Source organism: Comamonas composti DSM 21721 (assembly GCF_000429845.1).
GTDB lineage: Bacteria > Pseudomonadota > Gammaproteobacteria > Burkholderiales > Burkholderiaceae_C > Comamonas > Comamonas composti.
The window spans coordinates 96572-117819 of sequence record NZ_AUCQ01000013.1 but is presented as its reverse complement, the minus strand read 5'-3'; the positions used below and the strand labels follow the sequence as shown (position 1 = coordinate 117819).

At 64.0% G+C, this 21248-nt stretch carries 16 protein-coding genes; 9 read left to right on the top strand and 7 right to left on the bottom strand.

From position 1 onward, the window contains the following. Positions 1 to 102: 102 nt before the first annotated feature. The 5 genes from G486_RS0109555 to G486_RS0109535 all read right to left on the bottom strand — a co-directional run bounded on the left by G486_RS0109555 (position 103) and on the right by G486_RS0109535 (position 9796). Entirely contained in the window at positions 103 to 1338 is a 1236-nt protein-coding gene (locus tag G486_RS0109555; RefSeq protein ID WP_027015345.1) for a branched-chain amino acid ABC transporter substrate-binding protein, read from the bottom strand. Between the two features lie 242 nt (positions 1339 to 1580). Continuing rightward, positions 1581 to 3221 (bottom strand): 3-(methylthio)propionyl-CoA ligase, encoded by a 1641-nt coding sequence (locus G486_RS0109550; RefSeq protein WP_027015344.1) that lies wholly within the window; start codon positions 3219 to 3221, stop codon positions 1581 to 1583. Positions 3222 to 3763: 542 nt separating this feature from the next. Further along, on the bottom strand, positions 3764 to 5515 hold the full coding sequence (locus G486_RS21910; RefSeq protein ID WP_051303351.1) for a carboxylesterase/lipase family protein: 1752 nt from the start codon (positions 5513 to 5515) through the stop codon (positions 3764 to 3766). Between the two features lie 434 nt (positions 5516 to 5949). After that, positions 5950 to 7785, bottom strand: a complete 1836-nt coding sequence (locus G486_RS0109540; RefSeq protein WP_027015343.1) for a CocE/NonD family hydrolase — start codon at positions 7783 to 7785, stop codon at positions 5950 to 5952. Positions 7786 to 7933: 148 nt separating this feature from the next. Next, positions 7934 to 9796 (bottom strand): CocE/NonD family hydrolase, encoded by a 1863-nt coding sequence (locus G486_RS0109535; protein ID WP_027015342.1) that lies wholly within the window; start codon positions 9794 to 9796, stop codon positions 7934 to 7936. Between the two features lie 182 nt (positions 9797 to 9978). On the opposite strand from G486_RS0109535, the gene G486_RS0109530 reads away from it, so the two are divergent. Further along, positions 9979 to 11004, top strand: a complete 1026-nt coding sequence (locus G486_RS0109530) for an AraC family transcriptional regulator (protein WP_027015341.1) — start codon at positions 9979 to 9981, stop codon at positions 11002 to 11004. A 49-nt stretch (positions 11005 to 11053) separates the two neighbouring features. On the opposite strand, the gene G486_RS0109525 is transcribed toward G486_RS0109530, so the two are convergent. Continuing rightward, on the bottom strand, positions 11054 to 11638 hold the full coding sequence (locus G486_RS0109525; RefSeq protein WP_027015340.1) for a TetR/AcrR family transcriptional regulator: 585 nt from the start codon (positions 11636 to 11638) through the stop codon (positions 11054 to 11056). Positions 11639 to 11770: 132 nt separating this feature from the next. Here G486_RS0109525 and G486_RS0109520 point away from each other — a divergent pair, with 132 nt between their 5' ends. Then, complete coding sequence (locus G486_RS0109520) at positions 11771 to 12988, top strand: MFS transporter (protein WP_027015339.1); 1218 nt, start codon at positions 11771 to 11773, stop codon at positions 12986 to 12988. A gap of 24 nt (positions 12989 to 13012) precedes the next feature. Here the strand turns inward: G486_RS0109520 and G486_RS0109515 are convergent, their stop codons facing one another. Continuing rightward, complete coding sequence (locus G486_RS0109515; RefSeq protein ID WP_027015338.1) at positions 13013 to 13942, bottom strand: LysR substrate-binding domain-containing protein; 930 nt, start codon at positions 13940 to 13942, stop codon at positions 13013 to 13015. A gap of 137 nt (positions 13943 to 14079) precedes the next feature. Between G486_RS0109515 and pobA the strand changes: the two genes are divergently transcribed. From pobA to G486_RS0109480, 7 genes are all read left to right on the top strand, one after another. Further along, positions 14080 to 15297: a 4-hydroxybenzoate 3-monooxygenase gene (gene pobA / locus G486_RS21905; protein ID WP_051303349.1), complete on the top strand. Its 1218-nt coding sequence runs from the start codon at positions 14080 to 14082 to the stop codon at positions 15295 to 15297. Next, entirely contained in the window at positions 15294 to 15713 is a 420-nt protein-coding gene (gene ligA / locus G486_RS0109505; protein ID WP_245587279.1) for a protocatechuate 4,5-dioxygenase subunit alpha, read from the top strand. The genes pobA and ligA overlap by 4 nt, the downstream gene beginning before the upstream one ends. Further along, positions 15706 to 16545, top strand: coding sequence for a class III extradiol dioxygenase subunit beta (locus G486_RS0109500; protein ID WP_027015336.1), 840 nt, complete (start codon positions 15706 to 15708; stop codon positions 16543 to 16545). Before ligA ends, G486_RS0109500 begins: the two co-directional genes overlap by 8 nt. An 89-nt stretch (positions 16546 to 16634) precedes the next feature. After that, positions 16635 to 17636, top strand: a complete 1002-nt coding sequence (locus G486_RS0109495) for a Bug family tripartite tricarboxylate transporter substrate binding protein (RefSeq protein WP_027015335.1) — start codon at positions 16635 to 16637, stop codon at positions 17634 to 17636. Positions 17637 to 17846: 210 nt separating this feature from the next. Next, on the top strand, positions 17847 to 18821 hold the full coding sequence (locus tag G486_RS0109490) for a 3-keto-disaccharide hydrolase (protein ID WP_027015334.1): 975 nt from the start codon (positions 17847 to 17849) through the stop codon (positions 18819 to 18821). Positions 18822 to 19129: 308 nt separating this feature from the next. Continuing rightward, positions 19130 to 19639 carry a MarR family winged helix-turn-helix transcriptional regulator gene (locus G486_RS0109485; protein ID WP_027015333.1) on the top strand — a complete coding sequence of 170 codons (510 nt, stop codon included), beginning with the start codon at positions 19130 to 19132 and terminating at the stop codon, positions 19637 to 19639. Positions 19640 to 19702: 63 nt separating this feature from the next. Further along, a complete protein-coding gene (locus G486_RS0109480) occupies positions 19703 to 21187 on the top strand; it encodes an efflux transporter outer membrane subunit (protein ID WP_027015332.1) in 1485 nt (494 codons plus the stop codon). The last annotated feature ends 61 nt before the right edge of the window (positions 21188 to 21248 follow it).

Below are 21248 nucleotides of genomic sequence, written 5' to 3'. Positions count from 1 at the left end.
GATGAGCCCTCCCCCGGCATCAGCCGCTGCGCAGCGAGGGCATCGCCCTCCCCCCGAAGAGAGAGGAGAGAGGCGCCCAGCGCCTCAGGGGGAGCCTCGTGTTCAAGACGGACGCTTCATCTGGCAGGAGGTGGGCGTGCTCGCCACGTAGGGCTCGAAGTACTTCACGGGCGCGAAGGTGTAGCCCGTGTTCTCCGAGTCCATGGGGTTCTTGCCGCCCGCCTTCTCCCAGCGCATGATGAACAGGCCCTGCTGCAGCTGGTGATCGCTCTTGCGCATCTCCACCTCGCCATTGAAGCTGTTGAACTTCATGCCTTCCATGATGGCCGCCACCTTGGCCGGGTCCGTGCCCTTGGCACGCACAAAGGCCTGGTCCAGCATGGTCAGGCCCGAGTACAGCGCACCCGTATACATGTCCTCGTTGAACTTGGCCTTGAAGCCCTTGGTGATCTTCTCCAGCGGACCGGGCAGGTTCAGGTGGCCATAACCGACCATGTAGACCTTGTCCGCAGCCCCGGCACCCATGGCCGTGGGCGCACCCGTGGCAATGCCGTAATAGGTGTAGAACTTGACGTTGTTCAGGCCCGCATCGCCGGCCGCCTTGATCAGCAAAGCCAGGTCCGAACCCCAGTTGCCCGTGATCACCGAGTCCGCACCCGACTGCTTGATCTTGGCGATATAGGGCGCGAAGTCGCGCACCTGGGCAAGGGGCGCAAAGTCGTCACCCACGATCTGCACATCGGGGCGCTTGGCCTTGAGCATGTCCTTGGCGTACTTGGAGACCTGCTGGCCGTGCGCGTAGTTCTGATTGATCAGATAGACCTTCTTGACGTCCGGCAAATCCTTCATGTAGGTGGTCAAGGCTTCCATCTTCATGGAGGTATCGGCATCCAGACGGAAGTGCCAGTAGCTGCACTTGCTGTTGGTGAGGTCGGGGTCCACGGCCGCGTAGTTGAGGTAGACCACCTCCTTGCCCTTGTTGCGCGCGTTGTGCTTTTCCAGCGCGTCCATGATGGCCAGGGCCGGGCCCGAACCATTGCCCTGGAACACATAGCGCACGCCCTGGTCCATGGCCGAGCGCAGGGCTGCCGTGGTCTCCTGGGGACTGAGCTTGTTGTCTATTCCAATGATCTCGAACTTCACGCCCGAGGCATTGCCCTTGTTGATCTCTTCAGCGGTGTATTGCAGGCTCTTGAGCTGGTTCGAACCCAGCGCCGCCATGAGGCCGGACAAGGGATCTATCCAGGCCACCTTGACGGTCTCGCCCTTCTGGGCCAGTGCGCCTCCCGCACAGGCAAATGCTGTCGCCACCGCCAAGGCTTTGAATACGAACTTCATGAGCTTGTCTCCTACAGTTACTTATTTAGGCCACGCCCAGCCTAAAGGTCTTGTTACCAAATCCCGCTCCGTGATTGCCCTAGCACATATCACCTTGGCGACCAGGAGCCGGCAAGCACGCGCACAGCATGCAAAAAGCCGCCGCGCAACCTTGCCGGACATGTGCCCCAAAGTCAGCCAGCCCGGGGACATATGCCGGAGCCCTCTCCGTCCCAAGCCGCACTACCGGCCCGGAAAACGCCTCATGCCACACCCGGCAGAACGTAGCCCGCAAGCTGCTCGCGCAGCTTGGTCTTGAGCATCTTGCCCGTGGCACCCAGCGGAATCGCCTCGACAAAGACCACGTCGTCGGGGATTTGCCATTTGGCGGTCTTGCCCTCGTAGAACTTGAGCAGTTCCTCGCGCGAGACCTCGCTGCCCGCCTTTTTGGCCACGGCCACGATGGGGCGCTCATCCCATTTGGGATGGGGCATGCCTATGCAGGCGGCCATGGCCACGGCCGGATGGGCCATGGCGATGTTCTCGATGTCGATGGAGCTGATCCACTCGCCGCCCGACTTGATCACGTCCTTGCTGCGGTCGGTGATCTGCATGAAGCCATCGGCATCGATGGTGGCCACATCACCCGTGGGGAACCAGCCTCGGCCTTGCTCGTCCTTGACCAGCGGGCTCTCGCCCTTGAAGTAGGTATCCAGAATCCAGGGGCCGCGCACCAGCAGGTCGCCATAGCTCTTGCCATCCCAGGGCAGCTCCTTGCCGTCACCGTCCACGATCTTCATGTCCACGCCGAAGATCGCCCGGCCCTGCTTTTGCAGCACAGCCATCTGCTCGTCCCTGGACTGCTGCAAGTGCTTGTTCTTGAGCGTGCACAGCGTGCCCAGAGGACTCATCTCGGTCATGCCCCAGGCGTGCAGCACCTCCACACCGAACTCGTCCTGGAAGGCGGCAATCATGGCCGGCGGGCAGGCCGAGCCGCCGATCACCGTGCGCTTGAGCGTGCTGAAACGCAGGCCATTGGGCTTGACATGGCCGAGCAGCATCTGCCAGACCGTGGGCACACCGGCGGCATAGCTCACGCTCTCGGCCTCCATGAGCTCGTACAGCGACTTGCCATCCATGGCCGGTCCCGGGAACACCAGCTTGCAGCCCGTGAGCGCAGCCGAGTACGGAATCCCCCAGGCATTGACGTGGAACATGGGCACCACGGGCAGCACCGAGTCGCGCGCCGACAGGCACATCACGTCCGGCAGGGCCGCCGCATACGCATGCAGCACGGTGGAGCGGTGGCTGTAGAGCACAGCCTTGGGGTTGCCCGTAGTGCCGCTGGTGTAGCACATGCTCGAAGCCGTGTTCTCGTCGAGCTGGGGCCAGTCGTACTGCCTGTTCTGCGCTGCGATCCAGGCCTCGTAGCTGACCAGGCCGGGGATGCCGGTATCCGCAGGCAGCTTGTCGGCATCGCAAAGCGCCACCCATTGCTTGACCGTGGGGCACTTGGCATGCACGGCCTGGATGATGGGCAGAAAGCTCATGTCGAAGCACAGCACGCGGTCCTCGGCATGGCCGACGATCCAGGCGATCTGCTCGGGATGCAGGCGCGGGTTGATGGTGTGCAGCACCCGGCCCGAGCCGCTGACGCCGAAGTACATCTCCATGTGGCGGTAGCCGTTCCAGGCCAGCGAGGCCACGCGCTCGCCCTGCGCCAGCCCCAGGCCGTCGAGCGCATTCGCGAGTTGCCTGGAGCGCGCAGCCAGGTCACGGTAGGTGTAGCGGTGTATGTCCCCTTCAACGCGCCGCGAAACGATTTGCGCATCGCCATGATGGCGCTCGGCAAAGTCGATCAGCGACGAAATCAAAAGCGGTTGGTTCTGCATCAAGCCCTGCATTCGTTGTCTCCTCTATTCGAATAATTTCGCCAACCGCGCCCAGGGGATGTACGGGCGTCTGCGCAAAACAGTTGCCCGATCATCCACGCACTGAACTCAGAACCCATATGGTTTAGGCCTGGGCCTGTCGCTCTTGTTGCGCGGTTAACGAATTGTGTTGTCACTGCCTGGTAGAGGCTGCGCCCGCTTGCCTGGGACATACCCTAGTCGAGCCGCAGTCATGATCTAGCGCATGCTGCGGCTCGCTTGTGTCATGGATTGGGCAGTACTCAGCCCTGGCCGGGCTGCGTGAAGGCGGTCATGGATCCTGTCTCCTTTTTCTCTGCGTCCGCCAAGGCCCTGAATCGACTCTTGCCATGGGCCCTGGCACTGTTTTCTGCTCTCAAAATTCTAGGCAAGGCCTTTGCACCTTCAGCTATCGCAACAGCGCCAAAACAATGACTTCACAGGACCAGCAAGAGGCTTAGGGCCTCAGGAAAACCCTGGGCTCAGAACAGAGCCCGGATCGCCTTTGGCCACCTCCTGCACGCACAAATCATGCTTTATTGCGGAGCTGTTGCGGCTTGCTGGTCTATGCGCAGCTGACTCGGCCCTGCATCAAAAATCAGCGTGCTGGGCCAGGGATTCCAGGTCTGACCCAAGACCTGACTCTGCGGACTGCCTGTATGCATAAAGGCCTTGAGGCTGGCCATCATGGCGCCGGACAGCGCCAGCCTGCCGGGCTCATTGGCGCTGCTGTTGGTGGCCTTTGCAAACACCGAAGGACCGAAGTTTTTGAACATAAACGGCAGATCAAACGCATGGGCCGCGCCATAAACCGTGTTCCAGGGAGCTGGCTGCTGAGCCCAATCGAAACGGTAAGCCCAGACATCGGACTGTTGCGTGCGCAGCGTGTTGAGCAGTTGGTCCCGGCTGGGGTTGATGAACAAGCGGCCCAGCAAGCTGGCCATGGCGTTATAGCCCGTGCCCGGAGCTTGCGCGGGCAGATAGGAGGTGTCGATGATGTCCTCCTCGCGCGGCTGGCCTGCGCTTGCGTCCGGATCAAAGGCCTGCATCATGCGAAAGCGCTCGGCATCGTCTATCTTGAAGCCCGGCTTGCCCCCCAAGGCCGCAAACAAGGGAGCAAACAGCTTGCCCTCCTCGGCGGTATAGCCGGCCATCACGGGCACCTTGTTGTAGCGCCCCGCAGCCAGGGCTGCCATGGGGTCGGCGGGAATCAGCACATCGTCGGGAATCGGACCCGAGCCCGTCAGCCCCTTGGCCGCCAGCGTCTTGAGCAGCAAGCCTGCGTCCTTGCCGCGCAGATAGCTGGCCACCTGCTGCTGCGACCAGCCTGCGGCCATTGCCGAGGCACTGGCCACATCGCGGGCCAGGCCATCGTCCACCATCAAATGGGCCAGAAGCATGCCGGCCTGGCCCGCATAAGCAGAGGCCGGCTTGATCGTTGGCAAGGTGCCCGCAGGCAGATTCGAAGGCAGGGAGAGTCCGCCGCTAATGGGCACGATACGGTGGAACAAGCCCTTGGCCTTGTCGGCCGTGAGCAGGGCCAGTGCATTGATGGCGCCTGCCGACTGCCCCATCAGCGTGACATTGCCCGCGTTACCGCCAAAGCTTGCAATATTGCGCTGTATGTAGTTCAGCGCCTGCAAATTGTCCAGCAGCGCAAAATTACCCGTACCGCCTGCGTTCGCCTGCATTTGCGGCAGTTGCATAAAGCCCAGGATATCCAGCCGGTAGTTGGCCGTGACCACCACGGCATTCGCCGTCTTGGCCAGTTGCGCACCGTCATAGACCGGATCTGCCGTATAGCCGGAGATGGCACTGCCCCCATGCACAAAGAGCAGCACAGGCAGCTGGTCCTGGTTGTTGGCGGGTCGCCAGATATTGAGCGTCAGGCAGTCTTCGCTGCCCAGGGGCTGATCCAAGGTGGAAGCGATGGTGTCGTCAAAGCGGTTGTTGGCGCCCGGCCCGTAGATACGGCCCAGCTGCAAGCAGGCATTGCCAAAGCGCTGCGCATCGCGCACTCCTTGCCAGGCCACAGGCTCTACGGGCGCCTCCCAGCGCAAAGCACCAACGGGAGGCTGGGCAAAGGGCACGCCTTTCCAGAAATAAGTACCCGAAACCGTGCTGTCGTCTACGCCAAGCAGCTTTCCATAAGCCGTCTCGCGCACTTCAGGCCCTTCACTCACCTCTGGCTCTTCGCGCTCAGAGCCGCCGCAAGCCGCAAGCCCCAAAGCCACCAAGCCCGCAGCCAGACCTGAGCCGCCCAGCACCCGCCACCGTCCTGTTCCCATGCTTGTCTCCTGATGATTTTCTAAGTTTCCCGAGGGCTTGCCAAACCCTCGGGACACACCGCGCAATCGTTGGTTGCGCTGAAATCATTCTAGAAACGGCCTCCGCCCAGGCGGCTATCGCAACAGCGCCAAAACAGTGACTTCACAGGACCAACCAAGGCTTGGAGGCACCAGGAAAACCCTGGATTCGCAAGCCCCGAGTCGCTGCGCGGCACAGCTCTCGCGGCCTGGTAGGCGCGCACCTCAGCCACACGATCCAAGAACAGGTTCAAGGGAATCTGACGCCAAGGGCTGGGGCTGGGGGCTGGAGAAACTACTGTTTTCATAGCATCTAGCGCTTCATACATATGCGCCAGAGCCTGAAAACACTTGAAATCCATGCCTTCCCGGAAGGCAGCCCAGCCACCTTTGCCGGGAATGCTCAGCCAACGGGCCTACACGGGCGCCCGGGGGCCCACACCTGCAGGCACCGCATGCTCGTTCTTGCGGCATGGTTGACGAATGGTCTTGTCACAGCTTGGCAATGCCTGCGCATGCTTGTACGGGATGTACCCTAGGACGATGCTGGAAGCATGACCTGGCTCATGCCACAGCGTGTTCGTCGACGGCCTCTTGTCGTTGCCAAAGATCCAGAAACCCGTTTGAGAGGGCGTATCGATGGTCACGCGGATGCTGGAGCCCGCACGGAACACATGCGCGAACTTGTTGATCTCCACGCGCGCCAGCACCGGCTGCCCGCCCGGCACCAGCGGGCTTTCATCCTTTTGCAAAAAGCTGCCGTAGGGACGCAGTTCGGTGCTGCGGCTCGCATCCAGGGCGCGCTTTGACGCACGCAGCCAGCCGCGCTGCACGAACATCTCCTGACCGTCGGGCCGCACTTCGGAGAGCGTGACCTGCAAGTCGGTATCGGCCTCGGTGGAGCTCAGCCACAGATCGGCCGAGCCCTCGCCGTAAAAGCTCAGGGCCTCGGGCAGGACCGGCGTGGTGAAGACCAGTTGCCCATCCTTTTCGGAGCTGGCCACGGACTGCCAGCCCTCGGCTGCGGGGTTGTTGACCTGGGGGCTCTTGACCGGATAGCGATAGCTGGACGAGCCGCCGGCTGCCGCAGGCGCGGTATCGCCGAGCACCTCGCCTGGCTGCATCCACAGACGCAGGGGCTTGACGGGCACGGGCAGGCGATCGAACTCGGCCATGGCCGTAGGCTCCAGCTTGGCGCCACCGTTGTAGGCCTTCTCGTCCTGGATCTGCATCTCCTGCAGCAGGCGCACATGCGGCTCTTTCTCGAAGCCGTTGTCCTCCTGCTTCACGAAGTGGGCCAGAAAGCGCTTCAAGGTCTGGTCGATCTCACCCGAGGTCACATTCGTGTGGTGGTCGCCATTGGAGCTGACCAGCCACATCCTGTCCGGGGCCATGGTGTCCTCGTAGTAGCCGGAGCGCGGACCGATCTGCTCATCCTGCCAGGACTGGGTTCCCAGCGCCGGGATATTGATCTTGCCGGTTTCGTACATCGCGCTGCGCTTGATGTACAGGCCGTCTGCATAGGGGTGTTTGGTCCACTCGAGCAGGCTCAGATCGGGGCGCTTGATCTTCTCGATATTCTCGGCCACGGTCTTGGCACAGCCCGTATCCTCGCCGAACTTGGCGGCCAGATCGCGGGCTCTTTCCCAGATCGTGGGAAAGCCGCTCCACCACTGCGAAGGAAAACCGATATTCGCAATGCCGCCCGGATAGGCCACGTCACGATAGGGATCGGTCACGGTCTTGCTGGGGGTGATGGCCACCAGCCCCTTGGGACGGTGCGCAGCCACCCACAGCTGGTTGTAGCCCGAGTACGAATAGCCAATCATGCCTATGCGTCCGTTCGACCAGGACTGCTTGCCCGCCCATTCGATGGCAAAGGCCCCGGCCGCGCCGACACTTGCATCGAACACCTGATCCTCACCCGTGGAGCAGCCCGTGCCCGGCAGATTCAGCCCCATGACCGCATAGCCTTCCTGGGTCCAGGGCGTGGCCACATTCGGGTACGAGCCCGAGGAATAGCCGTCGTATTCGACCAGCAGCGGGAAAGGCCCCTGGCCTTCGGGCAGCAGCAGCGAATAGCGCATCTTGTTGCCATCGGGCAGCGTGATATAGCCCGACTGCTGGCTAGGCTGGACAACAGGCGGCGATGGATCGTCCGAGGACGAGCCACCGCAGGCCGCAAGGCCCAGCGAGGCTGCAGCCAAGGTTGTCGCCAGGCGCCAGGCGCCTGCTTGTATATGGTTTTTCATCAAAATCTGTCTCCACTTTTTCTTAGAGCATGTCCGCGATCTCTACGCAGGCGCGTTGGAGCGCCGCGAGGAGATCGTGAACACGCTCTTATCACGCCCCTGGATTTGCACGCAGATCCAGGAGCCATCACGGCATACGGCTTCGGCGTTACACCGGGGGCCTCGGACCCACACCTGCGGGCACCGGATGCTCGCTTGTGCGGCAGGGCTGGCGCAGCGTCTTCTCGCAGCTGGGCAGGCTGGGCTCATGCTTGTAGGGCAGGTAGCCAAGCACAATGCTTGAGGGACGCGAGCTGTCGTGCCAGACCGTATTGACGGATGCAGTCTTGTCGTTGCCGAAGACCCAGTAACCGGTCTTGGATGGGGTGTCGATGGTCACGCGGATGCTCGAATCCTTGCGGAACACATGGGCGAACTTGTTGATCTCCACGCGCGCCAGCACCGGCACTCCGGGCTGGAGCATGGACTCGTCATTCTTCAAGAACGTCTGATAGGGGCGCAACTCGCTGCTGCGGCCCGCATCCAGCGCGCGCTTGGAGGCGCGCAGCCAGCCGCGCTGCACGAACATCTCCTGGCCATCGGGCCGCACTTCGGAGACCGTGACCTGCAGGTCGGTATTGGCCGCAGTCGCGCTCAGCCAGATGTCGGCCGAGCCTTCGCCGTAGAAGCTCAGGTCCTCGGGCAGGCGTGCCGTGGTGAAGACCAGCGCGCCATTTTGGGCGGCCGCCGATGTGGCCTGCCAGCCTTCATCGGAAGGCGCTCCACCCAGCAACGGCGGCGGCACATTCACCGTCGGGCTGTCCACGGGGTACTGGTAGCCGGTCGAGCTCAGCGCATCGACGGGGCGCGTATCGGCAAGACCACCCTGGGCCTGCATCCACAAGCGCATGGGCTTGACCTTGACGGGCATGGGGCCCAGGTCGGTCATGGTGCGCGACTGGAGCTTGGCCAGGCCATTCGCCAGTATCTCGTCCGTGGTCTGCATTTCCTGCAAAAGGCGTACGCGCGGCTCTTTCTCGAAGCCGTTGTCCTCACCCTTCACGAAGTGCGCAAGAAAGCGCTTGAGCGACTGATCGACCTCTTGCGAACGGGTATTCGTGTTGTGGTCGCCGTTGGAGCTCAGCAACCACATCTTGTCGGGAGCAATCGTGTCCTCGTAATAGCCCGCGCGCGGACCGATCTGCTCGTCCTGCCAGGACTGGTTGCCCAGCGTGGGGACGTTGATCTTGTAGGTGAACCGGTTCGCACTGCGGTCCACATATACGCCATCGGCATAGGCGTTTTCCAGCCATTTGCGCAGGTCCAGATCGGGGCGCTCCAGATTGGCGATATTCCTGGCCGCCGTGGCTGCGCACTCCTTGTCATCCTTTTCTGCGATGGCGGCCGCCTGCTTCCAGAAGATGGGAAAGACGTCCCACCACATGTTGGGAAAGCCGACATTCGGAATCCCGCCCGGATAGCCCACATCGCGGTAAGGGTCGGTCACGTTCTTGCTGGGCGTGATCGCCAGCAGCCCCTTGGGACGGTGTGCAGCCACCCACAGCTGGTTGTAGCCCGAGTAGGACGAGCCCAGCATGCCGATGCGGCCCGTGGACCAGGACTGCTCGGCCGCCCATTCCACGGCAAAGGCACCTGCAGCGCCCGTGGTCTCGTCAAAGACCTGGTTGTCGCCCGAGGAGCAGCCCGTTCCCGGCACATTGATGCCCATGACGGCATAGCCCTCCTTGACCCAGGCCGGCGCCTGGCTGGCCACCGAGCCTGCGGCATAGCCGTCATACACCACGAGCACGGGAAACCTGCCCGTGGCGCTGGGCAGCACCAGCGAGTAGCGCATCTTGTTGCCGTTGGGCAGCGTGATGTAGCCCGAGCGCTGCGTGGTCTCGACGGGCTGCGGGGGATTGGCCTCGGGCTCGCTGGAGGAAGAGCCTCCACAGGCGGCCAGGCCCAGGCTGGCTGCGACCAGGGTTGTAGCCAAACCCCAGCGCCGGGGGTGCATGAAAATCGTGCTCAAAACGCGTCTCCTGGTTTTCTTGGTATTTACCGGGCCTGCTCACGGCCCATGGGGCAAACTATGAAGTTCTGCCCACACAAAAATTCTAGGCAGAGCCCGCGCACACCCCGTTATCGCAACCAAGCCAAAACAGTGACTTCAAGACGCCATCCGCCGCACCACTTCCCCAGGAAAACCCTGCCATGACCTTGCGACCCGGCAGCTCCGCCGCCTGGGTTCGAGGCGTTACGGACATGATGGCCGCCGAGGGGCTGGCCGTGGAGAGCCTGTGCACCCAGGCCGGCATCGATCTGGCCTCGCTGCAGCAGCCCCAGACGCGCGTCGACGTGGACCGCGTCAGCCGTCTCTGGGAGCTGGGCGTGGCCTGCTCGGGAAAATCCACTCTGGGACTGAGCAGGGAGCTGGCCTCGCGCTACAGCAACATCGATCTGGTCGGCTATTCGCTGGCCTCGGGCCCCAACCTGCTGGCCGGCTTTCAGGACCTGAGCCGCCACATGGCCGTGATCTCGGATGCCACCAGCTTCCATCTGGAGCGCGATGCCTATGGCGCCCCCGGCTACTGGATGGTCATGAACCATGTGGGAGCCACGCGCCCCGTGCCGCGCCAGCGTGCCGAATACTCCATGCTCACGCTGCTGGTGCTGTGCACCTGGCTCACGCGGCGCGAAGTCATGCCCCAGGCCGTGGACTTCGTGGCCCCGCCGCCGAAAGAGCCCGAAGAGGCGGCCTACCAAGCGGCCTTCGGGCTGCTGCCGCGCTTCGACCAGGAAGCGAACCGCATGCTGCTCTCCGAAGCCGATCTGCTGACGCCGATTCCCACGCACAACCCCGAACTCTGGGCCCTGCATGAAAAACTGGTCGAAACCGAGCTCGACCAACTGGGCCAGACCCGCGTCAGCGCACGCGTGTGCCAGGAGATCGCACGCCTGCTGCCCCAGGGCGAGCCGCGCCGCGAAGATGTGGCCGCCTTGCTGGCCATGTCGGACCGCACCTTGCAGCGCCGCCTGCAGGCCGAAGCCGTGAGCTACCAGCAACTGCTGGACGATACCCGCCGCCAGCTGGCGCGCCAGTACCTGGGCGAGCCGCGCCACAGCCTGGCCCAGATCGCCGATCTGCTGGGCTTTGTGGATCAGAGCAATTTCTTCAGGGCCTGCAAGCGCTGGTTCGGCATGCCACCGGGACGCTACCGCGAACAGCTCAACGCCTAAGAACGTGTTCACGATCTCCTCGCGCCTGCGCAGAGATCGTGAACACGCTCTAAAGCTTCCAGCCCCCCAAGGTGGAGTCCAGGGCCTGCAAGGCCTGCTCGAGCCGTGAGACCGGCGCATCTTCCTCGGCAATCCAGAAGGCCAGCTCGACCAGACAGCCGTTGAGCAATCTGGCCAGGGCCTGGGGGCTGGCCTGCAGGATCACGCCCTGGTCCATGAGCCGCTGCAGATAGTCGGCCATGAAGGCAATGCAGTTGCGGTGCTGCTCGCCCTGATCGGTTCCCGTGAGCACGGCACGCGCATCCTGCAGGACGATGCGGCGGATCTCGGCCTCCTGGGCCATGGCCAGGTAGGCACGGCAATAGGCGAGAAAGCCCACCCAGGGGTCGGCATGGGCTGCGAGCACCCGCTCCAGGCGCGCATCCATCTCGGCATCGATCTGCGCGACCACGGCAGCCAGCAGGCCTTGCTTGCCGCCGAAATGGTGGTACAGGGCACCGCGCGTCAACCCCGCGCGCGCGGTGAGCTCGTCCATCGAGGCCTGGGCATAGCCCTGGGCGGCAAAGGCCTCGCGCGCTGCTGTCACCAGCTTGGCACGCGTTTCCTCGATCATGCTGGCCCGGCTCTTGCGCATTCCCCTCTCCATTCACATACAAATCGTATGCCAATAATACTTGAAGATTTCTTCCCATAGAATCCGACATACGCGACGTATGTCATTCAAGCCCTCCCCCATCTCCAGGGCCCGTCGCACTTCGAGGTTTTCATGTTCCACGCCTACCGCCAACTGTTCACCCTGCCTGGCACGGCCGCCTTTGCTCTGGCGGGGCTGCTGGCCCGCCTGCCCTTGTCCATGACGGGCATAGGCCTCATCACCATGCTGTCCCAGCAGCGCGGCGCCTATACGCTGGCCGGTGTGGTGTCGGCCTGTTTCGCGCTCTCCATTGCCTTGTTTGCGCCGCGCATATCGGCCCTGGTCGACCGTTACGGCCAGCGCCGGGTCCTGCCCTGGGCTGCGGCTTTGAGCGCCTGCTCGATGTTTGCCCTGCTGGCCTGCGCGCACTGGCACGGCCCCGACTGGCTGCTGCTGGTGCTTGCCGCCCTGGTGGGCGCCCTGCCCAGCATGTCGGCCATGGTGCGCGCACGCTGGACTGTGCTGCTGCGCGGCACGCCGCAGTTGCAGACCGCCTACGCGTTCGAGGCCGTGCTCGATGACCTGTGCTTCATCGTGGGCCCGCCGCTGTCCGTGGGCCTGAGCATGGTCTTGTTCCCCGAAGCCGGCCCCGTGACTGCAGCCTTGCTGCTCATCGTGGGGGTCGGCCTGTTCGTGGCCCAGCGTCGCACCGAGCCGCCCGTGGACGCGAGCCAGCAGCACCAGCGCCACCGCTCCCTGGCCTTTCATCCCGTGGTGCGCACCCTGGCCTTGTTCATGCTCGCCCAGGGCATCATCGTCGGCACCATCGACGTGGCCAGCGTGGCCTTTGCCACGGCCCAGGGCCAGCCTGCAGCCGCCAGCATCGTGCTGTCGTTCTATGCGCTGGGCTCCTGCCTCATGGGCCTGTTTTTCGGCACGCTGCGGATCAAGGCCCCGCTGTCCACGCAGATCCACTGGGTCGGCGCCTCGGTCTGCATCACGGCCATCCCCCTGATCATGGCCGGCAATCTGACCGGGCTGACCCTGGCCGTGCTGCTGGCCGGCATCACCTTCGGTCCCACGATTACCGTGGCCATGAGCCTGGTGGAGCAGCAGGTTGCGCCCAACCGCCTGACCGAAGGCATGACCTGGCTGCTCACGGGCCTGGCCATGGGCGTGGCACTGGGCGCGGCCGCCGCCGGCTGGGCCACCGACCACTGGGGAGCGCGCACCTCCTTCGTGGTGGCGCTTGCGGCCGGAGCGCTCATGTGGGCTCTGGGCCTGCAGGCCAGCCGCCTCGCGCGTCGCAGCGAAGACCACCATGCGGCTGCCGCCCAGGGCTGCAGTTGATCCCCTCAGAGCGTATTCACGCTCTCAGGCCTGGCCTATCACCGCATCGCTGGCCCCACGGGCCAGCACCCTCGAAAAAGACTGGCACATGCCCGCAAACGTATCGGCCACGCCGGTGAGCGGGCTGTCGCTGCGGTAGATCAGGCAGTTGTCGAAGCTGGGCGGCGACTGCTCTATGGACAGCGCCAGCACATCGTCGCCCAGCAACTTGTTCTCCATCATGGCCACGGGCACCATGGCCAGCCAGTCCGTCCCCCGGATCAGGGGCGTGAGGTGGGAAAAGGATTCGCAGGTCGCGGCCACGCGCGGCCTGGGCAGGCCTTGCTCGGCATGAAAGCGCAACACCGTCCCTCCCGGGCCGCCGGGCGGCCCCAGCAGCACCCACTCCTGGCCTTGCAAGGCTTTCAATGACCGGGCTGCGGCCAGTGGATGGCCGCGCCGGGCAATCACCACCAGGGCGCTGCGAAACAGCCTGCGCACCTCGAAGCCCACGGCCACGCCTTCATCGGGCACGGCTGTCACGGCCAGTTGTATGCGCGCCTGCTGCAGCTCGGGCAGCAATTGCTCGTAAAAGCCGCTGAACAGGCGCAGTTGCACTGCAGGAAAGCGCCTGTGAAATTCGGGCACGACCAGGTGCAACAAGACCGCCGTGGGCGTGGGCCCCAGGCCTATGGCCAGGCTGCCGGCCTCGGCGTTGAGCGCGCTCTGGGCCTCCTCCTGGGCCTTGCCGGCTTCACGCGTGATCAATCTGGCGCGCGGCAGCAGGCGCTCGCCCTCGGCGGTCAGCACCACGCCTTGCACCGAACGGCGCAAAAGCTGCACACCCAAGGTGGCCTCCAGCGCCTTGAGACTGGTCGTCAGACCTGCCTGCGAGATGTCCAGGCGGCGCGATGCCGCACGAAATCCCCCGCACTCCACCACCGCCAGAAAGGCCCTCAACTGCTGCAAGGTCATGCTCTGCGTCCGCTCGGACTGATAAGAAAAGGCGATCACTATAAGCATCTGCTGGCTTATGCAAAGCCGTCTTTATCCCTAGCATCGCCTGTGCCAATCACTTTTTCTCCCCCTTCATTCAGATCAGAAGTTCCCAAGTGAAAACACAAGTTGCAATCATTGGAGGCGGCCCGGCGGGCCTGCTCCTGTCCCATCTGCTGCACCAGGCAGGCGTGGACAGCGTGGTGCTCGAACACCGCAGCCGTGCCCAGGTGGAGTCGCGCATACGTGCCGGCGTGCTCGAACAGGGCACGGTCGATCTGCTGCGCAGCTGCGGCCTGGGCGAGCGCATGGACCGCGAAGGCCATTTGCACGACGGCATGAAGATCGCCTGGGCCGGCCAGGAGAGCTTTTTCATCGACGTGCGCAAGCACCTGGGCAAGCGCTTCATGGCCTATGGGCAGACCCAGATCCAGGAGGATTTGCATGCGGCCAGCGATGCGCGCTCGGCGCGCATCCTCCATGAAGCGCTGAACGTGGCCCTGCATGCCGTGGACAGCGACGCGCCCTTCGTCACCTTCGAGCACCAGGGCCAGACCCGGCGCCTGAGCTGCGATTTCATCGCGGGCTGCGACGGCTTTCACGGCGTCTCGCGCAAGACCATTCCGGCCGATGTGCTGCGCGAGTTCGAGAAGGTCTACCCGTTCGGCTGGCTGGGCATTCTGTCGCAGACGCCACCGCTGGACGACATCGTCTATGCGAATCACCCGCGCGGCTTTGCGCTGGCCTCCATGCGCAGCCCCACGCTGAGCCGCTACTACATCCAGGTGCCGCTGGATACACGCACGCAGGACTGGTCCGACGAGCGCTTCTGGGAAGAGCTCAAGGCCCGCTACCCCAAGGAAATGGCCGAGCGCATCGTCACCGGCCCGTCGATCGAAAAATCGATTGCGCCCCTGCGCAGCTATGTGGCCGAGCCCATGCGCCACGGCCGGCTGTTCCTGGCCGGCGATGCCGCCCACATCGTGCCGCCCACGGGTGCCAAGGGGCTGAACCTGGCTGTCTCCGATGTGTTCTACCTGTCCAGGGCCCTGACCGGCTTTTATGCCACGGGCACGGCCGAGCTCATAGACGGCTATAGCGACATGGCGCTGCGCCGCGTCTGGGCCTCGGTGCGCACCTCCTGGTATCTGACCAATCTGCTGCACCGCTTTCCCGACAGCTCGGCCTTCGATCAGCGTGCCCAGGAGTACGAGCTCGAATACCTGCGCGCCAACCCCTCGGCCCAGCTCGCTTTGGCCGAGCAATACGCAGGCCTGCCGTTCGAAGAAGCCTGCGGCGCGGCAGCGGCTGGCGCCAACGGAGAAAGCTCATGAGCATGAGCTCTCTCATGGCGACCAGGGCCGGCCTGGCCGACATCCCCGGCACCTATGTCTTTGACGGTGAGCAGCACCGCCTGGGCCTGCGCCTCAACCTGTTTTGCAAGTCCCTGGACGACAGCCGCAACCGCGAGCGCTTTCGCCAGAACCCGCAGCAGTACCTGGGCAGCCATGCGCTGTCGGCCGAGCAGCTGGCGGCCGTGCGCTCGCGCGACTGGCTGGCCATGCTGCGCCTGGGCGGCAATATCTACTACCTGTTCAAGCTGGCCATCTTCGATGGCTGGAGCATGCAGCACGCGGGGGCAGCCATGTCCGGAACGGGCATGAGCGTGGACGAATTCCGCCAGATGATGCTGGGCGGCGGCCGCTCCATAGAAGGCTGGCGCAGCCGCAGGGAGGCCGCCCATGGCTGAGATCATTGGCGGCGTGGGCACATCGCATGTGCCGGCCATCGGCGCGGCCATAGACCACGGCAAATGCCACGAGCCCTACTGGCAGCCCGTGTTCGCAGGCATGCAGGCGGCGCGCGACTGGGTGGCGAAGGCCCGCCCGGACGTCTGCATCATCGTCTACAACGACCATGCCTCCTGCTTCGACCTGCGGCTGACGCCGACCTTTGCCCTGGGCGTGGGCGAGAGCTTTGCCCCGCATGACGAAGGCTACGGCCCCCGGCCCGTGCCCGTGGTGCAGGGCGCACCGGATCTGGCCTGGCATATCGCCGAGTCCCTGGTGGCCCAGAACTTCGACCTCACCCTGGTCAGCGAGATGACGGTGGACCACGGCCTGACCGTGCCCCTGTCCATCCTCTACGACCAGCCTGCGGCCTGGCCCTGCAAGGTGATTCCGCTGTGCGTGAACGTGATACAGCACCCGCTGCCCACGGCAGCGCGCTGCCACGCGCTGGGCAAGGCCTTGCGCGCCGCGATCGAAAGCCATGCCAGCGGGCTCAGGGTCGCCGTCATCGGCACGGGCGGGCTGTCGCACCAGTTGCAGGGGGAGCGCGCAGGCCTGATCAATGCGGCCTACGACCAGCGCTGGCTGGACCTCTTCATCGCAGAGCCCGAGCAGGTTGCCGGGATCGACGTGGTCGAGATGCTGCGCGAAACCGGCTCCGAAGGCGTGGAAGCCATCATGTGGCTGGTCATGCGCGGCTGCCTAGACGCCAGGGTCAGAACGCTGCACCGCTTCTACCACGTGCCGGTCTCCAACACGGCCTATGGCCTGGTGGTGCTGGAGAACGCATGACCTGCCCGAGCTCTCGCCTCAGGCTCTCGCCCCAGGCACGGCACCAGCCCGTGCATCACTGATTCTTGAATAACACGACAGGAGACATCATGCCCACCCGCCTCAAACTCACACGCCGCCCGGCTCTGGCCGCGCTCGCCGGCCTTGCGGCCCTGACCGCCCTGGCCCAGCCCGCTGCGGCATCGAACACGGCTGCCTGGCCGCAAAAGCCGGTGCGCGTCATCGTCAACTTCCCCCCGGGCAGCTCGCCCGACGTGGTGGCGCGGGCGATCACGGTGCCGCTGTCCAAGACCCTGGGCCAGCCCTTTGTGATCGACAACCGCTCGGGCGCGGGCGGCAGCCTGGGCGCCGATGCCGCAGCCAAGTCGGCGGCCGACGGCTATACGCTGCTGGCCTCCTCGGGCAGCGCCATCGCCATCAACCCCCACGTCTATCGCAAACTGCCCTATGACGCGGAAAAAGACCTGGCCCCGGTGGCTGCTGCGGCCCGCATCGAGCTGTTCCTGGTGGCGCGCGAGAACGCGCCCTTCAATACTTTCGAGGAGCTGCTCGCCCATGCGCGCGCCAGACCGGGCCAGCTCACCTATGGCTCGCCGGGCAATGGCACGGCCCCGCATATCGCTGGCGAAATGCTCAAGGAGCAGGCGCGCATCAATCTGCTGCACGTGCCCTACCGGGGCGCGGCGAATGTGCTGCAGGACGTGCTCGCAGGCCAGATCGATTTGTTCTTCGACCCCGGCATTGCCATCAGCCATATCCAGAACAAGAAGCTCAAGCTGATTGCCGTCGGCAGCCTCAAGCGCTCCAGCCTGTTCAGCCAGACGCCGACGCTGGACGAGCTCGGCCTCAAGGGCTTTGACGCCGGCACCAGCCATGCGTTCTACCTGCCGGCCGGCACGCCCCAGCCCATAGTCCAGCGCCTGAACCAGGAGATCAACCGCATCCTGCAGACTCCGGCCGTGATCTCGCAGATCCACGCACTCGGCGCCGAAGTACAGCTTCTGTCGCCGCAGCAGTTGCACACCCAGATCCGGCAGGACCACGACCGCTTTGGAGAAGTTGTCAGACGCCAGGGCATACGCGCCGAATAAAGCCCGGGGAGCGGTGGCCGCAAAAGACAGGCAGTGTCCGCCAAGAAGAGGCCCGGCCCGCTCCGCCGCCCAGCGGGGTTTTCGGGCCTTACGGCATTTACATTCAAATACGCCGACTCCTATTGTTTTCAGAAATCCATCTATTTATCCAAATTTAGAATAAATCCCTGCCCTGCTGATTTTCTGTCAACAAAAGGCCTGAGCCATACCATGCCCAAAAATATCGCGGCAATTTGCACCTGCATTTTTCTGTCCACCTTTTCAGGCATTTCGTATTCTGCGGATGAAAATCCTTCATCAGACGCTTGCAAATCCCCAGATCCAGGCAACCTCATAGGCCGTTGGGATATCACCTTGAAGAATGGTGAGAAGCATCTTCCCTCGTGGCTGGAAGTCGAGAAATCCGGTTTCAAGACCCTGGTCGGCCGCTATGTGGACACCATTGGCAGTGCACGGCCCATTTCAAGAATCAGTCTCTCGCATGGCCGGTTTGAATTCTCCATTCCGCCCCAATGGTCGCAGGGCGATAAGGACATGCACCTGGAGGGCGCGATTGCCGGGGACGAGATAGAAGGCATCATCACCACCAGCGACGGCAAGAGGCAGACATTCAAGGGACAACGCGCGCCCTGCCTGCGCCGCACGCAGGAGCCGGCCTGGGCCGAGCCCGTCGAGCTGTTCAACGCCAAGAATCTTGCAGGCTGGAAATCCTCCCTGCCGGACAACCAGTGGAAGGTGGTGAATGGCATATTGACCAGCGATCGCTCTGGCGCCAATCTGATCAGCGAACAGGTGTTTGGAGATTTCAAGCTCCATGTGGAATTCAAATACCCGAAGAACGGAAACAGCGGAATCTATTTAAGAGGCCGCCATGAAGTGCAGATTGCCGACAGCAGCCGCGACAGCGAGCCCGGCAGCACGGATTTCAGCGCCATTTACGGCTTCATCGCGCCCAGCGAATTGAATACCAGGGGCGCCGATGCATGGCAGGAATTCGATATCACACTCATCGGCAGACAGGTGACCGTGATTGCCAATGGAAAAACCGTGATCAGCAATCAGGCAATACCCGGCGTTACCGGCGGAGCGCTTGACAGCCATGAAGCCGAAAAAGGGCCGATTTATCTGCAGGGCGACCATACGGCCATAGCGTTCAGAAAAATCGTCATCACGCCTGCGAAGTGATTCTCCGGACGCGCGGCCTTCAGGCCGCAGCCCGCAGGGGCTGAGATCGTATTCACGATCTCGGCCAGCATCCATGACCCGCCTGCATTCGCAGCGATTGACGGGTTAATCAAAAACATAGCGGCTAGCGCAAGCTGTACATGACTTTCATGCATCAATCATGCTGAATTCATTACAGGTCAAGCGCTAGCCGCTATGTTTTTTACTGATTACCCCGTAAAAACCCTAGTCGCAACAAAGTCTCACACGAGCAAACATTTTTGGGAATAATTGCACACTCAATCATTGCATAGACAATCAATAACGCCATGCTCCCAGATCAGGCCACGCCAGGCCCCGAGCCCTCGGACTTCTACAGACCCGACAGCTATGTGCCCTTCGAGAGCGCCGGCTTTCTGATGCGCAAGGTGCTGAGCTCCATCCTCCAGCAGGCCGATGCCCAGCTGGCCGAGCAGGACCTCACCTATGTGCAGTGGCTGCCGCTGTACCACCTGCTGCTCGCGCCCGATTCCACCAGCGCCCACATGGCACGCTGCCTGGGCATGGATCCTGCGGCCGTGACACGCGCACTCGACCGGCTCGAGGCCAAGAGCGTGATCCGGCGCGAACGCTCGACCAAGGACCGGCGCATCGTGCACTTGTCGCTGACCGACGAGGGGCGTGCGCTCGCCGCCCAGGTGCCGCGCGTCCTGGCCCGGGTGCTCAACCATCACCTGGCCGGCTTCAGCCAGGCCGAGTGCGAGCTGCTTTTGTCCATGCTCAAGCGCATGCTGGCCAACGGCGAAGCCATGCGCACTGCACAGTCGGGACAGGACTAGAACGCCGTCACCGTCCTCCATGCCGAACCTGGTGCCTTTCAAAAATCACTCCAACAACACACCATGTCTTCATCTCAACCTCTACAAGCAGGTGCCCGCCAGACCCGTCTTGCGCTGGCCGCAGCCCTGGCCGTCTTTCTGGCCGGATGCGCATCCCAGGGTCCCGGACACCAGCCCCTGACCAGGCTGCAGGCCAGCGACGTCGGCCTGAGCCCGGCCGATGCCGAAGGCAGCGCCCAACCCTCGCAGTTGCAGACCTCGCGCTGGTGGAGCGCGCTCGGCGACAGCCGGCTCGACACCCTGGTCGACCAGGCCTTGCAGGGCAACCCCAGCCTCGCCGCCAGCCAGGCCCGCTTCGACAAGGCCCTGGCCCTGGCCACGGCCGCCGGCACGGCCGGCGATGTGCACGGCCAGCTGGGAATCGATGCCACGCGCCAGCGCTATAGCGCCAACGGTCTTGTGCCACCGCCGATTGCAGGCCACACCTACAACAGCAGCAATGTGCAGGCCGGCCTGTCCTGGTCGCCGGACTTTTTCGGCCGCCATGCGGCCGACCTCCAGGCCTCGCTGGGCCAGGCGCGCGCAGCCCAGGCCGATGGCGCAGCCGCCGCCAACCAGATCACGGCCCAGGTGGCGCGCAGCTACATAGGCCTGGCCAGACTGCTGGATCAGCGCGAAGTCGCGGCCCGCCTGCTGGCCCAGCGCGAATCCCTGCTGGAGCTGAGCCAGCAGCGCACCCAGGCAGGCCTGGACAGCCAGGTGGAGCTCACCCAGGCCCAGGCCGCCTTGCCCGATGCACGCACGCAGATCGAGATGCTCAGCGAGCAGATCACGCTGTCCAGGCGCCAGCTGGCCGTGCTCTGCGGCCAGGCGCCCGACGCCCTGCTGCAGCTCGCGCCACGGCTGGACGCCCTGCGCATCCAGGATCTGCCCCAGCAGCTCGGCGCCGATCTGCTGGGCCGCCGCCCCGACGTGGTGGCCGCCCGCTGGCGCGTGGAGGCCGCAGGCCACGGCATAGACAGTGCGCGCGCCGACTTCTACCCCGACATCAACCTCACGGCCTTCGTGGGCCTGAATGCGCTGGGCCTGGACAACCTGCTCAAGGGCAGCTCGCGCCAGATGGGCGTGACCCCGGCGCTGCGCCTGCCGATTTTTGACGGCAAGCGCCTGCGCGCGCAGTTGCGCGGCAGCCAGGCCGATCTGGATGCGGCCATCGCCCAGTACAACGGCGTGGTGCTGGACGCCGTGCGCGAAGCTGGTGATGCGCTGGCCTCGCTGGACTCGCTCGCACGCCAGCAGCAGTTGCAGGCCCAGTCGCTGAACAAGGCTGAGAAGGCCTATGACTTTGCCGTGCAGCGCTACAAGGCCGGGCTCACGGGCCAGATCACGGTGCTCAACACCGAAAACCAGATGCTGACCCAGCGCCGCCTCGACGTGGACCTGCGCGCACGGGCACTGGACACCCGCGTTGCCCTGGCCAAGGCCCTGGGCGGAGGCTGGCAGGAGCCGGCCACGGCCCTGCAGGCCGGGCCCCAGCCCCGCCCGTAATCCGGCCCCGAACCTTTCTTTTTTGCCGGGGCTGGCACCAGCGCCAGCCCGGCAGTCCAAC

Excerpts from the sequence above, each read along its gene's own strand:
- G486_RS21910 (WP_051303351.1), bottom strand. The coding sequence starts at position 5,515 with ATGGGAACAGGACGGTGGCGGGTGCTGGGCGGCTCAGGTCTGGCTGCG.
- G486_RS0109550 (WP_027015344.1), bottom strand. The coding sequence starts at position 3,221 with ATGCAGGGCTTGATGCAGAACCAACCGCTTTTGATTTCGTCGCTGATC.
- G486_RS0109490 (WP_027015334.1), top strand. The coding sequence starts at position 17,847 with ATGCCCAAAAATATCGCGGCAATTTGCACCTGCATTTTTCTGTCCACC.
- G486_RS0109525 (WP_027015340.1), bottom strand. The coding sequence starts at position 11,638 with ATGCGCAAGAGCCGGGCCAGCATGATCGAGGAAACGCGTGCCAAGCTG.
- G486_RS0109485 (WP_027015333.1), top strand. The coding sequence starts at position 19,130 with ATGCTCCCAGATCAGGCCACGCCAGGCCCCGAGCCCTCGGACTTCTAC.
- G486_RS0109500 (WP_027015336.1), top strand. The coding sequence starts at position 15,706 with ATGGCTGAGATCATTGGCGGCGTGGGCACATCGCATGTGCCGGCCATC.
- ligA (WP_245587279.1), top strand. The coding sequence starts at position 15,294 with ATGAGCATGAGCTCTCTCATGGCGACCAGGGCCGGCCTGGCCGACATC.
- G486_RS0109495 (WP_027015335.1), top strand. The coding sequence starts at position 16,635 with ATGCCCACCCGCCTCAAACTCACACGCCGCCCGGCTCTGGCCGCGCTC.
- G486_RS0109540 (WP_027015343.1), bottom strand. The coding sequence starts at position 7,785 with ATGAAAAACCATATACAAGCAGGCGCCTGGCGCCTGGCGACAACCTTG.
- G486_RS0109515 (WP_027015338.1), bottom strand. The coding sequence starts at position 13,942 with ATGACCTTGCAGCAGTTGAGGGCCTTTCTGGCGGTGGTGGAGTGCGGG.
- G486_RS0109530 (WP_027015341.1), top strand. The coding sequence starts at position 9,979 with ATGACCTTGCGACCCGGCAGCTCCGCCGCCTGGGTTCGAGGCGTTACG.
- G486_RS0109520 (WP_027015339.1), top strand. The coding sequence starts at position 11,771 with ATGTTCCACGCCTACCGCCAACTGTTCACCCTGCCTGGCACGGCCGCC.
- G486_RS0109555 (WP_027015345.1), bottom strand. The coding sequence starts at position 1,338 with ATGAAGTTCGTATTCAAAGCCTTGGCGGTGGCGACAGCATTTGCCTGT.
- G486_RS0109480 (WP_027015332.1), top strand. The coding sequence starts at position 19,703 with ATGTCTTCATCTCAACCTCTACAAGCAGGTGCCCGCCAGACCCGTCTT.